General features: G+C 34.9%; 16 protein-coding genes and 2 pseudogenes. All 18 read right to left on the bottom strand.

Annotation, left to right across the window (positions count from 1 at the left end; genetic code table 11):
- Positions 1-8: 8 nt before the first annotated feature.
- The gene (locus tag NE257_RS11170; protein ID WP_251886489.1) at positions 9-197 is read right to left on the bottom strand and encodes a DUF4177 domain-containing protein; all 189 of its coding nucleotides are present in this window, start codon (positions 195-197) and stop codon (positions 9-11) included.
- Positions 198-260: 63 nt separating this feature from the next.
- A complete protein-coding gene (locus NE257_RS11165; protein ID WP_251886500.1) occupies positions 261-464 on the bottom strand; it encodes a helix-turn-helix transcriptional regulator in 204 nt (67 codons plus the stop codon).
- Positions 448-984: a YpbF family protein gene (locus NE257_RS11160; protein WP_251886488.1), complete on the bottom strand. Its 537-nt coding sequence runs from the start codon at positions 982-984 to the stop codon at positions 448-450. Before NE257_RS11160 ends, NE257_RS11165 begins: the two co-directional genes overlap by 17 nt.
- 152 nt (positions 985-1,136) lie before the next feature.
- Positions 1,137-1,631, bottom strand: a pseudogene (locus NE257_RS11155) (zeta toxin family protein); the annotation flags it as partial.
- A gap of 1 nt (position 1,632) precedes the next feature.
- A complete protein-coding gene (locus NE257_RS11150; RefSeq protein WP_005237730.1) occupies positions 1,633-1,905 on the bottom strand; it encodes an antitoxin in 273 nt (90 codons plus the stop codon).
- 16 nt (positions 1,906-1,921) lie between these two features.
- Positions 1,922-2,137 (bottom strand): peptide-binding protein, encoded by a 216-nt coding sequence (locus NE257_RS11145; RefSeq protein ID WP_001835296.1) that lies wholly within the window; start codon positions 2,135-2,137, stop codon positions 1,922-1,924.
- 91 nt (positions 2,138-2,228) lie between these two features.
- Positions 2,229-3,125: a ParA family protein gene (locus NE257_RS11140; protein WP_104866222.1), complete on the bottom strand. Its 897-nt coding sequence runs from the start codon at positions 3,123-3,125 to the stop codon at positions 2,229-2,231.
- 102 nt (positions 3,126-3,227) lie between these two features.
- Positions 3,228-4,901 carry a type IA DNA topoisomerase gene (locus tag NE257_RS11135; RefSeq protein ID WP_338127572.1) on the bottom strand — a complete coding sequence of 558 codons (1,674 nt, stop codon included), beginning with the start codon at positions 4,899-4,901 and terminating at the stop codon, positions 3,228-3,230.
- Between the two features lie 252 nt (positions 4,902-5,153).
- Positions 5,154-7,040, bottom strand: a pseudogene (ltrA, locus tag NE257_RS11130) (group II intron reverse transcriptase/maturase).
- A gap of 736 nt (positions 7,041-7,776) precedes the next feature.
- Positions 7,777-8,139 (bottom strand): toprim domain-containing protein, encoded by a 363-nt coding sequence (locus NE257_RS11125; RefSeq protein ID WP_250859708.1) that lies wholly within the window; start codon positions 8,137-8,139, stop codon positions 7,777-7,779.
- On the bottom strand, positions 8,139-8,756 hold the full coding sequence (locus NE257_RS11120; RefSeq protein ID WP_251886487.1) for a recombinase family protein: 618 nt from the start codon (positions 8,754-8,756) through the stop codon (positions 8,139-8,141). The genes NE257_RS11125 and NE257_RS11120 overlap by 1 nt, the downstream gene beginning before the upstream one ends.
- 13 nt (positions 8,757-8,769) lie before the next feature.
- The gene (locus tag NE257_RS11115) at positions 8,770-8,940 is read right to left on the bottom strand and encodes a hypothetical protein (RefSeq protein WP_000713595.1); all 171 of its coding nucleotides are present in this window, start codon (positions 8,938-8,940) and stop codon (positions 8,770-8,772) included.
- Positions 8,941-9,286: 346 nt separating this feature from the next.
- Positions 9,287-10,777, bottom strand: a complete 1,491-nt coding sequence (locus NE257_RS11110) for a primase C-terminal domain-containing protein (protein ID WP_251886486.1) — start codon at positions 10,775-10,777, stop codon at positions 9,287-9,289.
- 380 nt (positions 10,778-11,157) lie between these two features.
- Complete coding sequence (locus NE257_RS11105) at positions 11,158-11,436, bottom strand: helix-turn-helix transcriptional regulator (RefSeq protein ID WP_024407057.1); 279 nt, start codon at positions 11,434-11,436, stop codon at positions 11,158-11,160.
- A 321-nt stretch (positions 11,437-11,757) separates the two neighbouring features.
- Positions 11,758-12,561: an LPXTG cell wall anchor domain-containing protein gene (locus NE257_RS11100; protein ID WP_251886485.1), complete on the bottom strand. Its 804-nt coding sequence runs from the start codon at positions 12,559-12,561 to the stop codon at positions 11,758-11,760.
- Between the two features lie 59 nt (positions 12,562-12,620).
- A complete protein-coding gene (locus NE257_RS11095; protein ID WP_000516429.1) occupies positions 12,621-12,989 on the bottom strand; it encodes a hypothetical protein in 369 nt (122 codons plus the stop codon).
- Between the two features lie 28 nt (positions 12,990-13,017).
- A complete protein-coding gene (locus NE257_RS11090; RefSeq protein ID WP_034558101.1) occupies positions 13,018-13,986 on the bottom strand; it encodes a hypothetical protein in 969 nt (322 codons plus the stop codon).
- Between the two features lie 16 nt (positions 13,987-14,002).
- The coding region (locus NE257_RS11085) for a conjugal transfer protein TrbL family protein (protein ID WP_251886484.1) at positions 14,003-14,776 on the bottom strand (774 nt) is incomplete at its 5' end.

The following is a 14,776-nucleotide window of genomic DNA, read 5'->3' as shown; positions in this document are numbered from 1 at the left end:
GTATTAGTTTATTGTTTTTCTCTTTCAAAAATTATTTCCATAGATATTGCCTGCCCTGCAGCCGCAAAAGGTAAAGGGGCGAACGTATGTAACCTCCAGCCATCCTCTGCATGACTTTTTATAATCTGTTCGTAATCATCCTTAGGTTTACCATTTAGCGATCCTACTTTAATATTGACAAATTTATATTCGTACATATTTATCCATCTCCTTCTTGGAATAGCTGATAATTTATGATTCAAACGACCGATTGCCTTGATTTATTCAGGTTCTTCCCAAAATAATTCATCCAGTGTCCTGCCTAGTGTATGACAGATTGCTATGCACAGATTTAGTGTAGGGTTGTATTTTCCCAATTCAATGAGACCAATTGTTTGACGAGAAACACCTACTCTTTCTGCCAGTTCCGCTTGAGAGAAGTCATGTTCCACCCTAGCCATTTTTAGATTAATATTTTTCATCATTATCACCAGAGTTATCATCTTCAAGCATTTTATTTATGGCTTTCTCGCTTTTCTTTTTGAGAATTACACCACCTACTACAAGAAAAATGAGAAAAAAAGGCAAATATATTAGCAATGAGATAAAGGTAGTCAGAAGAAAGTAAGAAATACTTTGATTTACTCCCTCTGCATATTGCACTGCGCTGTTTATACCAAACAAAAGAGCGATACCAATACCAAGTACAATACTGGATAATAGATTTTTCTTTTGTTGAGACCATTTGCTTTTACGATCATGCATCTCAATCTCAGCAGAAACTATACCTAAACTTGTTGACCGATACACATAGTAAACCCCACTCGCAATTAGAATGGTTAATTCGGTAATTATACTTTTAGGCCCAAGATTATAGATAAAATACTTCAAGAAGATTGAAATACCGCTGATTGCCATGACTAAAGAATAAACTTCTGTATAAATCTTATTTTTTGTATTGGTTATTCGTTCATCCTCAATATTTTTTTTTTTGAAAATACCCATGATATACTCCTCTTTCTTTATCTAAAATGATTATACCTAATTTATTAGTGGATTGCAATACATATATGTCATAATGAATTGTAAATATTACTTTTTGACACATAAATAAGCTTTAGTTTAGATTTTTTCCAATTAATTGAGAAAAAATAGACATCTGCATACATGGTTTCATATCGTTCAATTGTTCCTAAATATGAGTTGATTTTAGGTACTGCCATGACATACATTTTTGTTTCATAACCTTTGGCTTGAAGCATTGTGGCGGTTTGAATAGGAACGTCTGTTGTTCGTCCTGTACCTTCGATCACCAAATTATACCCTTGATCGCTCAAACGGCTTATGATCGCTTCTGTCATGCGATTAGAATAAGGGGTAACGTGTTTTACTACGTCTTTTTCATAAAGTTTCACTAGTTCATCAAAATTAGGGTGCTGTTGTTTAAAGGTATCATTATCAATGATAACAACATTTCCTTGTGTTTCTTCGGAAATTGCCGATCGCAAACTGGTTTTCCCTGATCCTGGTTGCCCACCAAGTAAAAAAGCGGTTGGCGATTCAACCGCTTTTTTTCCTTGAACCAATTCTTCTAAATTATCATTTAAGCGATTCTCAAACTGTTTGTCAGTAAAATTGACTATATTTGCCATATTAAGCCACTTTCTCTTTATTCAAAACTTGTTTTGAGTAACGATTCATTGACCGCCAATACTCATGAACGGCTTGTAATTCTTCTAAAGAATATTCAAAAAGATTTACACGTTTTGCAAGCTTTAATTGGTTTAATAAATTGACTTCCAATAATTGAGAGTCATTTTTATTTAATTCATGGTTCAAAACATAGTTTAATACTCGATTATAAACGCTTGCCGATAATTCGTTAATGATCTCTATTTCAAATGTTTTTTCATACGTAACTGCCATTTCATTTTCACTCCTTTTAAAGTTTATCAGGTAAATATTTCCGTATATATTCTTCTAAGGCTTGATCCATAACTTCTTTTACGTTTCCGCCATTCTTTGCTGTTTCGATTTTTATGATATGGTGCAAGTCAGCACGAACACGAACCGTCTTATCTCCCATTATATCTTTTTTTGCACTGATTGGTGTATCATTTCGTTTTGCTTTTTGTGCGCCTAAATTTCCCACAATCACTCACTTCTTTCTATTTCTTCTTATTCTTATTTTATCATCAACAATCACAAATCACTTGTGATTTGTGATTAATCACTTGTGATTTGTGATTCTATTCTTTTTCGTTTTCTAATTGAATAATTCGTTCAAGCATTTCAAAAAATACGTTCTCATACATGGATAAAACTTTTTTGTCATAGCCTTTGTGTTCTGTAATTCCGTTTTTAGACCAGGTACTTACTTTATTACTTCGCTTGATAATATTTTGGAAAACCAAGTTATCTTCTTTATGTTGCTTGTACAGTTCTTCCAGGTTTGATTTTATCGTTGCGCTGTCCGTATCAACTAAATAAGGAACAAAACCGATCATATCTAGTCCAGGGTTAAATTGTTCTTGTAAATCAATCAAATAGGAAATATAGTTTTGAATGTTGTTTGTACTTTCTTCTTCTGCTTGTAAAGGGATCATAACGTAATCACTTGCCACGATTGCATTATTTGTATAAACGCTTGGCGTTGGTACAGTATCAATAATAATGAGATCATAGTCACTTTTTAAAGGTTCCAACAGAGTAGCTAGTAATTTACTTTCATTTTCAAACGTCCATGAGCGAGTTAATTTTGGTAATAACATCAAATCAAACGTGCCAGGGATCAAGTCTAAATTATCAGTCAAATGAATAATAGAAGAAGCCAAGTTTCCATTTTTCAAGCCTTCATAAAAATTGACACGTGGCAATTCTACCTCAAAAGTTTTTGCTAAGTCTTTTGTCAATGTTGCTTGTAAGTCCTTATCGATCATTAAAACTTTTAAATTAAATTTGTCTGTCAAATAAGCAAACATAGTAGATAATTTTGACTTTCCAACACCACCTTTAAAATAATTGTTTAAGATAACAATTGCTTCATTTTTACTGTTTAAAATACGTCTTAATTCTTCAAGTATTTTTAGTTCTTCCTTCTCCATAACTACGCCCCATTCTTTTTTTGTATAGTAATATTGTATCATTAATAATCACAAATCACAAGTGATTTGTGATTAATCACTTGTGATTTGTGATAAGTGATTTGTGATTAATATATAAAAGCCCTATTTAAAGGGCTTTTATGTTTATTTTGAGAAAGATATAAAATCAATATATCCCTTTTCCCCAATTTTTACAACGGCATTGTAGGGCTTTTTCTCTTTGTTTTTGATTCCTTTTACCAGGGTTTCTTTTCCCTCAAGTAATTCTTTTACATTCGTTTTGGTGAGTTTTTTCTTTCTAAAATGTTCAGCTAAAGTAAACTTACATTCAGGATAATTTGAACAACCATAAAACGATTTTTTTAATACAATATTGTTGCCACACTTAGGACATTTTCCAACAATATTTTTTTCTGCTTCTTTTTCTTTCTGTTCCTGGTAATCAGAAAAACTTAATTTCTCTATATCGGTAGGTACATTTTCCAATAAATGAACGATAAACTTCTTGATATTATTAATAAAGTTTTCTTGATTACCTTCTCTTTTACCAATCTTCTTTAAATACGTTTCCCATTTAGCCGTCATTTCAGCACTCGTTAAGAGGTGCTGACTTTCGACTGCCTGGCACAATAATTTTCCTTTTTCAGTTACAACAAGCTTATTTTTAATGACTTGGATATATTCTTTTTGTTTCAAGGCTTCAATAATGCTTGCTCTTGTCGCTTCTGTTCCGATTCCCTCGACTTCTTGTAAAATCTTGATTGCTTCTTCATCATCAACCGTTTTATTAGCGGTTTTCATAGCAGTTAATAATGTACCCTCTGTAAAAGCTTTTGGCGGTTGCGTTTCTTTTTCAATACTCTTAACATCAACTTCGGCATGTTCTCCAATGATAACCAGGGGTAACGTTTGAACGTCCTCTTCTTCTTTGGTTTGCTGTTTAAAAAGAATTTTCCACCCTTCTTGCTTTGGTGTCTTGCCTATTGATTGAAAAAGTAAGTCGGCTACTTTGGTTTGTATCTTGGTTTCTTCATACAAATAATCAGGTAGAAACATGGCAACGGTCGTTTTAACGACTAAAGTATAAATTTTTCGTTGCAAATCGTCCATTTCCGTTAATGCAGATTCGGTAGGTACTTGTTTTGTTGGGATAATGGCGTGGTGTTCCTGTACCTTACTACCATCCACATAACGCTTTCTAGGCTCTGTTTGAACCATTTCAAGATCAAGTCCTAAAAAACCGCTATATTTGCCAAAATTCGCTTTTAAATAAGCAAATTCGTTCTCTGTAATAAATGGGGTATCTGTTCTTGGATAACTCAATAATTTGGCTTCATACAGTCCTTGCATAGCTTTTAAAGTTTGGCTCGCTGTCGCTTTATAAAGCTGATTAACTTTTGATTGCAAACTACTTAAAGAAAACAAACTCGGACTATTCGTTTTCTTCTCTTTGGTTTGAACATCAGCAATTATCCCCTCTTGATTGCCTATTTTAGCTTGTTTAGAAGAAACAAAAGCTAAAAGCTCCTCTTGGGTTTTAAAACGCTGTGTGGGGCTTAGAACGCCCTTAAACGACCCTTGGTTTACTTTTATACTAGCTTCCACCTCGAAAAAAGGTTCTTTTTTAAAATTCTCTATGGCTTCCTGGCGCTGAAAAATAAGGTATAAGGTGGGCGTTTGAACACGTCCTAGTGAAAATGTACCTTGTACGCCCTTCTGTTGTAAATTTAACGTATACAAAGGGCTTGCGTTCATGCCAATCAACCAATCGGCAATTTGGCGTGTTTGCGCTTCTTGATAAAAGGGATAGTAATTCATTCCAGGTTGCAAATTTTGAAAACCGCTTCGGATCACATCTTTTTCTAAGCTATTGATCCATAGTCTTTTAAATGTTTTATCTTTTGAAAAGGCATTTGCTTTATGGATAATCGACCAGGCGAATATCGATAGGTAAACTTTTGAAATAATCTCCAGTTTTTCCCCCGATCCACACCGTACATGCGATTTTCACCGCACACGGCGTTCCATCAACAAATTAAACCTTTTGTTTTCCTAAGTCTCGCAACCAAATTAATAATGTAGTGAGGTGTTTCTAACTAACAACCTTAATTTATTTAGCCTTTTGACCTGTTCATCATTAAGGTTTAATAAGGTCATATATCGCTGAATAGTATCTTCCTTGGTAGCATGTATTAGAATATGAACTTCAGGTTTAACAATAATCAAGTTACTATACTTGTCATCTTTAGATAAATGATAAGGTATCTTATGATGACAATGCATATCTAGGACATTTAGTTCTTCACCCGTTACCGAACACTTACCCAACTGAGCTATAAATAATGAAATTCGATTATCATTAAATTCCACTGTTGCTCTGTCGCTGACTACAGGATGGCTCCTGATCCAACGAAGTGCTATTTCAGATACGGCTGATTGATTACGATGAATGAGCTCACGTCCCTCAGGGGTGTATTTATTAATTTTAACTTTAAGGTACATAGGGTTCCTATGTTGTACAAAACTAACTGGTATAATTGGGCGTCCCGCCAGGTATCTAATATTCTTTGACTGGACGTAGTTCAATATCCCTTTATCTTTACCAGTATATTTACCCATTTTTGTCAATCCATCGATAGACAATCGATTTCTCATTGTCAGAAGAACTGAGTAATGAACTTTTTTAAAATCTTTATTAACGTGAGTTGCTATTCAATAGTAACCGTGCATGCCAATAACTTTACTATTATAATTCCCTATAGCTCTAATAGTATTCATGCTATTAGGTGATTTTTTGATTTCCTTGATTTGCTCTTTAAGTTCTATTCTCATACGGTTAATTGCTTTATCCGAAACATGAGAGTGCATTATATATCTATTTTTCCCTTTTCTTTCCAGCTTTAAATTGAAACCTAGAAACTCACTACTTTCCTTACGAAGGTTCGTGATTTTGGATTTTTCGATAGATACAGGTAGATGCAATCGCTGTTCCAACCATTGTATCGAAGCATGATAAAGTAGTTCAGCCGTTTTTCGGTCATGGCAAAATAATTTAAAATCATCTGCATAACGAACTATATAGAACTCTTTTAGTTTTGTATGTGAGCGCATTTTCCTATGGTGATTTCCCATATGCTCGGTTCCATTAGCATTGTATTGTGTCTTAATTTCAGACATATGCCTTGTTTCCCATTGTTCCGATACCCACCAATCAAATTCACTAAGATTAATATTGGCTAATAATGGGGATAAAATCCCACCTTGTGGTGTCCCCTTTTCGGGAAATTGAATAGTACCATTAGGCAATACAACTGGAGCTTTTAGCATTTTGCGGATAATAGTGAGAAGTTCCTTATCCCGTATACCCATAGTCCACATTTGTCGCATTAATTTTGAGTGCCAAACTTCATCGAAGAAACCTTGAATATCTATATCAACACAATATCCCATTTTTATAATATTCATCTTCTTGGCACAATCAGCAATTGCATGTTCGGCAGACCGATTAGGTCTAAAACCGTGACTATGTGGATTAAATTTCGCTTCACATATTGGTTCTAATACTTGCAAGATACATTGTTGAGCTACCCTATCCCAAATAGAAGGAATTCCTAATGGTCTAGTTTTTCCATTTGGTTTGGGAATTTCAGTTCGCTTAACTTCTCTTGGTTTGTAAAATTTGAACCGTTTCTTAACTATATCAAGGTATCTTTCAGTTGTTAGTTTTTCAATATCTTTAATGGTTTTACCGTCAATACCTGCCGTAAGACTTCCTGAGTTGCGCTTTATATTACGATACGCAAGCAAGATATTGTCATCGGATATGATAATTTTCATTAATGACTTGAAATTTTGATTTTCTACACTACGTTGATACAAGTTATCATAAGCTTCTTGCATTCCATAATACTCAGAATATCGAAGCTTATTATTTTTCTTGTTTCGGTGGTTGTTCATAGTTCGTCACCCCCTAGTTATTGGTTGTGACCTTTTGGTCTTACAGGAATCTATGGTTTGACTTAGGTTACTTAATAAATTGATTTAAATTTGTTGACTTGTGGCTATTCCTCCAGTTCCATTACAGAACCTTCACCGGTCATGCCACTACTTTCACCAAGATAAATATAAGTTATATACTACTACTTTCCTTATATCCGCTTCATTGCGTGTGTGCGCTCCACGTTCTTGGCTTCCCACGTTCCTTCAGTTTTATCAATGTAATAGCTTAGGTGCTGGCTTTTGCCCTGTATCACTTCAAGTGCCTATAACACTTCACGGAGTTTCATAAAAACAATTCTTACTCCACCGCATGATACCGTAGAGTGACATGATTTCTTCAATCATGTTCTACCCGACACATTTCTGTGCCTTAGGCGTTTAGGACAGTACATTCGCCAGTTCGTCAGTGCTTTTACACACATTCTCACCATACTATACTTTTTGCGACCTCCGGCATATTAGATACAGTTCCTACCTCTAGGAAATTTTCGTGCAGACCAATGTTTATCATTTCTGCTTACGGTATCCTTCTGCCGACTTCACCGAGCTTCATACCATTTCTTTTAACACGTAAGAAATAGCATGTCGGAGTATTAAGGGAGGCGTTTCAAGGCGTTACCCTATCATTCCACCTCTCAAACTGAAAGTTCTCCACTAACGTCTGTTAAGCCGTTAGTGTGCCTAGTCTTTTCAACTAGAAACATGTCGCACTATTTTCACCTTCTCTGTCGCTATCTGTTGCAACAATAATTGTATTTGCCTTTTTCAGAAGTTCAGCAACAATTTTAAACTGCTTTTTTTTATCTGTTGCCACTTCAAAATCGTATCGATCAGGAAAAATCGGCAAAGATTCAAGTTTCCAATTTTGCCACTTTTCGTCATAATGACCTGGTTCTGCTAATTCCACCAAATGCCCAAAACCAAAGGTGATAAACGTTTCATCTGTAAATAGTGGGTCTTTGATCTCAAAATAACCGTCTTTTTTGGCGCTTTGTTTTAAAGCACTTGCGTAGGCTAATGCCTGGCTTGGTTTTTCAGCTAAAATAACCGTACTCATTAACTATCCCTCTTTTCATTGTTTTTTCTTTGATCGACTGTCACGTTATATCTTGCTCGATACCTTCTAAACGTTCGGCGATTAATTCCAGTTTGTTCTTCAACTTCTTTATCGGAACAACCATTCAAAAATAAATCAAAAGCATGTTTTAAACGTGGATCATTTTCTTTAAATTTATGCTGACGACCTTTGAATTTGCCTTTTTTCTTAGCAATTTCGATTCCTTGTGCCTGACGTTCCTTAATTTTTTTTCGTTCTGATTCTGCTTGATACTTGTACAATTCAATGACAAGACTATTAATCAAACGCCTTAAATTTTCATCTTCAATCCCATTCATAGAGGGCAAATTCAAAACTTCAAGCGTTGCTCCTTTCTGTTGAATGGCATTCATCAATTCTGTTAATTCTTTATTATTCCGTCCTAATCGATCTAATTCCGTAACTACAACAATATCCCCTTCACGAATATAGTTAAGCATAGCTTGTAATTGTGGACGTTCGACCGATTGACCGCTTAATTTGTCTGAAAAGACCTTAGAAACGCCCTGTAACGCTTGTAATTGCCGATCTAAGTTCTGTTCTTTGCTACTGACACGTGCATAACCAATTTTCGCCATTTTCAACCAACCTCTAAAATTCTCTCGGTTGCAATAACCAATCAGCTATATCTACTTTTTCAATTTCAAATTGCTTATCAGAAATTGTCTTTTCGTAAGCGATAAAATCTTGCGCATATTGTTGCTCATTAAAAATAGCCACCACTTCGTCATTTTCTAAAACTCGATAAATAAATTTTTTCATTTTACTCCTCCTATTATGCCCAACTTAAATGACCTATTCACCAAGTCAATCATACTGCCAAAATCATATTAGGACAAATAGGTATACTCTAATGACCTATAAGAGATAGCAACTTAAAAAATCAAGTATTCGCTTCGCTCTCACTGCCCCTCGACGTTTTAGTAGCCTTTCCCTCACTTCGTTCAGTCCAAGCCAACTAAAAGTTTTCGGGCTACTCTCTCCTTCTCCCCCTAATAATTAATTAAAATCTTACTTTGTATATTTCTGCTAATCATTCACTAAACAGCAAAGAAAAACAAACACGTATCATAGATATAAATGTAATGGCATAGTGCGGGTTTTATTTTCAGCCTGTATCGTAGCTAAACAAATCGAGTTGTGTATCCGTTTTGGGGCGTTCTGCTAGCTTGTTTAAAGTCTCTTGAATGAATGTATGCTCTAAGTCAAAAGAATTTGTCAGCGCCTTTATATAGCTTTCTTTTTCTTCTTTTTTTACTTTAATGATCGATAGCAACAATGATTTAACACTAGCAAGTTGAATACCACCATTTCTTCCTGATTTAATCTTAAAGAAAATTTCCTGGTTCGCTTTCAGTACCTTCAACAATTTATCTAATGTCCGTTCAGGAATGCCTAGCACTTCTCTAATCTCTTTTTTGGTCGTCACTAAATAAGGCTTGTATACATCGCTTTTTTCGCTAATATAAGCCATTAAATCTTCTTTCCATTCTGACAAATGAACACGTTGACGTTCGCTTCTTTTTTTCTTGAATTTAAACCACCCTTGACGGACAAATAAATCTTTACTGGTTAAATCACTTGATACCCAAGCTTTGCAAAGAATGGTAATGTATTCCCTATTAGCCCCTTGATAGTTTTCTGAATAGGCACTTCTAACAATTTTGATTACTTCTTTTTCTTCTAAGGGTTGATCTAATCGATTATTAAACTCAAACATATTATATTCGCACGTTTCGATTGAATAGCCTGAACTAAAGTAGGCTAAAGAGAGAGTAAACATAACGCTATTGCGCCCTACTAAACCCTTTTCTCCTGAAAATTTCGTTTCGTGCAATAAGAGATTAAACCAGGGTTCATCTACTTGTTTTTTGCCTTCTGTACCGCTTAAAACCGTTAGACTTGAACGAGTAAAGCCCTTATTATCTGTTTGTTTGAAAGACCAATCTTGCCATTCTTTGAAAGAATAACGGTAATTGGGATCAAAAAATTCTACATTGTCCGTTCTTGGTATACGAGCAATCCCAAAATGATTGCACGTTAGATCAACTGGCAAAGACTTTCCAAAATATTCTCGGATATTTTGCGAGATTATTTTGGCTGCTTTGACAGATTTAAATTCTGATTTTGAAGTCACATAGACTGGCGTTTCTAAAACAAAATATGCTTGATAACCTTTATCAGATTTGATAATTAACGTAGGCATAAAACCTAAATCAATAGCTGTTGTTAAAATATCGCTTGCTGAAATAGTTTCTTTTTCCGTGTGAATATCAAAATCAATAAAGAAGGTATTGATTTGTCTTAAATTGTTTTCAGAATGTCCTTTAGTGTATGAACGGTTTTCGTCTGCATACGTACCATAACGATAAACGTTTGGTGTCCAATGCGTAAATGTATCTTGATTTTCGTGAATCGCTTCTTCGGAAGTCAGAACAACGCCACGTCCGCCAATCATGCTTTTTTTTGAGCGATACGCAAAAATAGCCCCTTTGCTTTTACCTGGCTTGGTAGTGATTGAGCGAATTTTACTATTTTTAAATTTGTACTTTAACAAGCCGTCATGAAGCACAGTTTCTACAACAAAAGGGATATTCATTCAGCTGTTCTCCTTTCTTACGAAAATTAATTAGTTAGAAGCTACGATCAAAGTTGAATCACAACAAAAAAGGCAATCAACTAAGTTTTTCTTAATTGATTGCCTGGTATCTTCTTAAAGACTTGAAATCCCCTCAAAAACCCGATATAATGGGTTTACAGATATTTAAGTATCTGATTAATAAAGTAATTAAATACTTTACCAAATTTTGGGTCTCGACTTCTTTAATTGATTGGTGGTAATCAATTAAGGCTCGCAGTTAAAGTTTCTCAGGCTTTAACTGGTCGTGGCTCTTTTTTTGTATTCTTTATTCAGTTCGTTGTTTCGTTATATCTAGTATATCGCTTTTTAAAAAAATAAGCAATGATTTCGTGCATTATTCACACGAAATCATTGCTTTTTTCTTCTTCCATTTCTAACTCCAATGTTACTTGTTCTGTTTCTGGTTCTGGTTCTGTTGGCTCATTTGGGATTAAATCCACTACTAGCGTTGAGTTAGTTAACTTTGCAATTTGTTCTAGTGTTTTTATGGTTGGATCTGATTTTCCTGATTCTATTCGTGAATAATTTGATCTACTCATTTCTAATTCTTGGGAGAATTTTTCTTTTGATTTGGTACCTCTCATCTTTTTTAAGCTTTCTCTAAATGCTAGTTCCAAGTTTCTCCCCCCTCTTTTTGTGTCATAAAATTCACGCTTTATTTAAATTATAGCTTTTAATCTCTTAATAAACAAGTGATTAATCACTTGTGATTTGTGATTAATCACTTGTGATTTGTGATTATTCCAAAAGTAGGTAATTTCACCAACCTTTTTCAAAAGTTTTTATCGACGATTATTGGACTGGATCGTGTTTCCTAGAACGATTCTAAGCACATGTTTAATTTTAAAGTGGGCAATTATCTTTAAAATGTCCTACAATGATTCAATAAAAGCATGGCTGCTAGTGAAACTTGCGACCATGCTTTTATAAATACTTAATTAGATTCTCTTTTTAAAAATGAATGCTGATCCTAATACCATTAATGACCCTAGGACAGACAATGCAATATTTTCTGTTTCTCCTGTTTTTGGTAAAACTTTCATTTTTCCGTCTGAACCTTTAACCGTTACTGTTCCGTCTTTTTGAACGTTTGCGCCAATTTCTTTCGCTTCAACTTTCTTTGTTGTTCCGTCTGCTAATTGAATGATTGGTTTACTATCTTCAACTGCAACAATCACTTCGCCTGTATCTGTATTAACTGGGTTTTCGATTGGGTTTGTGTCTACTGGTTTACTTGGTTCTGTTGGCTCTGTCGGCTTGCTTGGCTCTGTCGGCTTGCTTGGTTCCGTTGGCTCTGTTGGTTCCGTTGGTTCCGTTGGTTCCGTTGGTTCCGTTGGCTCCGTTGGCTCTGTTGGTTCCGTTGACTCCGTTGGTTCCGTTGGCTCCGTTGGTTCCGTTGGCTCCGTTGGCTCCGTTGGTTCCGTTGGCTCCGTTGGCTCTGTTGGTTCCGTTGGCTCCGTTGGTTCCGTTGGTTCCGTTGGCTCTGTTGGTTCCGTTGGCTCCGTTGGCTCCGTTGGTTCCGTTGGCTCTGTTGGATCGACTGGATCAACTGGATCAACTGGATCAACTGGATCAACTGGATCAACTGGAGTAGTTGGATCGGTTGGTTCTACTGGATCAACTACATCATCAGCTAGAACATTGACACCTGAACTACCTGTTGCTTCGTCCGCAAAACTAACAAGTGGGGCTGATACCAATAGCGCTGTACTAAAAAGTGTTAAAAGGGCAATTTTTTTCATTTTCTTCTCTCCTTAAAAATTAATATTTGTGTACATAAATAGTATATCATAAATATGCTTTATCTGACATTTTTATTCATCTTTTTTTTAAAAACTTCTAGCGATTCTTTCGTTAAGAATAATGTTTTACCTGTATAAATGTGATCGATTCCCTCTAGTCTATGAGGAAACCGTTTATAAATGTGGGCAAAGTATTCATCATTCTTTCCTAACAACTGGCTTGCTTCTTTTGCTGTAATCAATTGCGATAAATCATTATTGGGATTATCAGAGAAAATAATTGTTCCACCAATTTTTCGATAATTAAAATTTTTAAGTATTTCATGTTTGTTGTTACGGTAAGCTTGGGATAGGTAATTTCTATTCTTACCTATCCTTTCACTCATTTCTTTTGCTGTGTAAATTTGATTTAAATTAATTTTTCCCATTGTTTAAGCACTCTCTTTTTAGCGTATTTCAGTTAAAAGAGAAGTCTGTAAGTTTTGGTTGAGTTGTCACAAGAAAGCCGTTTTTAGTTGGTTCAACCTCAAAAGTGATTTTTTGCATTTTACTACGATTGTCTACTGAAACATTTAGAAGGTATTCAACGCTATACCCTTTTTTTGTTTGTTCACTACCATAGTAATTGACACTCTTAAGCGTTTTCCCTAAAGCTTTCCAATCGGATATATCTACCTTTTCGGATACATATGTTCTTAAACTTGACTGATAATTTTCTTGATTTTTTTCCTGTGAAAAATAGTAAGTCAAAAAGTATCTTCCAAAAGTATCTATTTTCGATTGAGAAATATCCGTTTCTTTGACACGTTCAATTTGTTCTTCCAATAATTCGCTCTCTTTTTTGACTGATTGAAGTTGTACTTGTTGAAAAACACTTATTCCTATCAATAATACAATAAAAAGAGTCAAAATAGATATGAACAAATGAATTCTGGGAACATTTTTCTTGGTTATGGATTCTGATAGTGATTCTTTTCTACTATTCGTTTGTTTTGCTTGGTTCTTTTTCGATATTTCCTTAATAACACTAGGTTCATTTACTGTTTCAGTTGGAATTTCTGTCTGCGGTATTTCTTGGCGTTCATTACTCGTTTTTAACTCCTGACGATTTAATTCTTGCGTATTAAGCGTTGGTTCTGTTGGTTCATTCAAGTAAACTAAAACGTGTTGATCTGTTACTCGATTTAATAACAAGTTAATTACGTCCGTTTCTTTGGTATTTTTTGTATTCAGCGTAACAGACATAATTTTTGTTTGATCTTCTACTCTAAAAATACCTACACGAAATTTAACTGGAATTCCTCGACTTGTCTTTTGTTGTAAATAGTGTGTGACTTCGGATAATTCGCTTTTACTTAATTTTCGATTCAAAAATTGTTTTTCTTCTTCGGGAAGAATAATTCGTATTTCAAAATAATAAGACAATCGTTATCCCCCTCTCTTATTTTCTAAACATAGCCATCATTGCTAAGTTTCCAAGTCCGCCACCTTTTGACACTTTGGTTGAATACCACATATTTTGTAGGGCAGACGGTGTTTTGATAATCAACAAGCCACAACCAACCATTAACATAAAGTTTGGTAACGTGTATTTTTCAGCAATCATGAGTGTAATCATGAGTAAGTACAAAATAAGCTTAATAAGCATTGTGAGTGCTTCGGATAACAGTTCTTTGATCCATATTTGAAAGTAATTTTGTTCGTCTGTTAAAAGCGATAAGGCAACTAATGGTGTTAACATAGTCAGTACCAAGAAATCGGCATAAAAGACACAGATCGCTACAAAATACTTGGCAATGGAAAAGGCAAAGAAGATCACAAATACAAAGAGAACAACGGCACTAACGCCACCATTAAAGAAATTGGAAACTAAGAAATTACGCAATCGTTCGCCGATCGTTTCCACGTTCAAATCATTAGCGACTTGTTGAATCACATATTCCCCGATCGGTGCAACAATCTTTTTGATAAAAAAGTTCATTGCCCAGGGCAACGTTGCTAAGGCAATAGACGAGTAAAACAGCTTTTGAACAATATTAGCGGTCAATGCGTCACCACTCCCATTAGAAGCTTGTATTTGCGCTTCAATGACCTTATACAACACAATACAAATCGCAAATGTTGTCGTTGCAAAGACAAAGACGTTGGTAATGGTACTAATCAATTCGATATTGGGAATATCAAACGTTGTCTTATTGGCAATTTTCATACTGGC

Origin of the sequence: Enterococcus italicus (genome assembly GCF_023743875.1) — a bacterium.
Lineage (GTDB): Bacteria > Bacillota > Bacilli > Lactobacillales > Enterococcaceae > Enterococcus_G > Enterococcus_G italicus.
The sequence above is the reverse complement of the archived record's forward strand: the minus strand, read 5'-3'. Positions and strand labels throughout refer to the sequence as shown.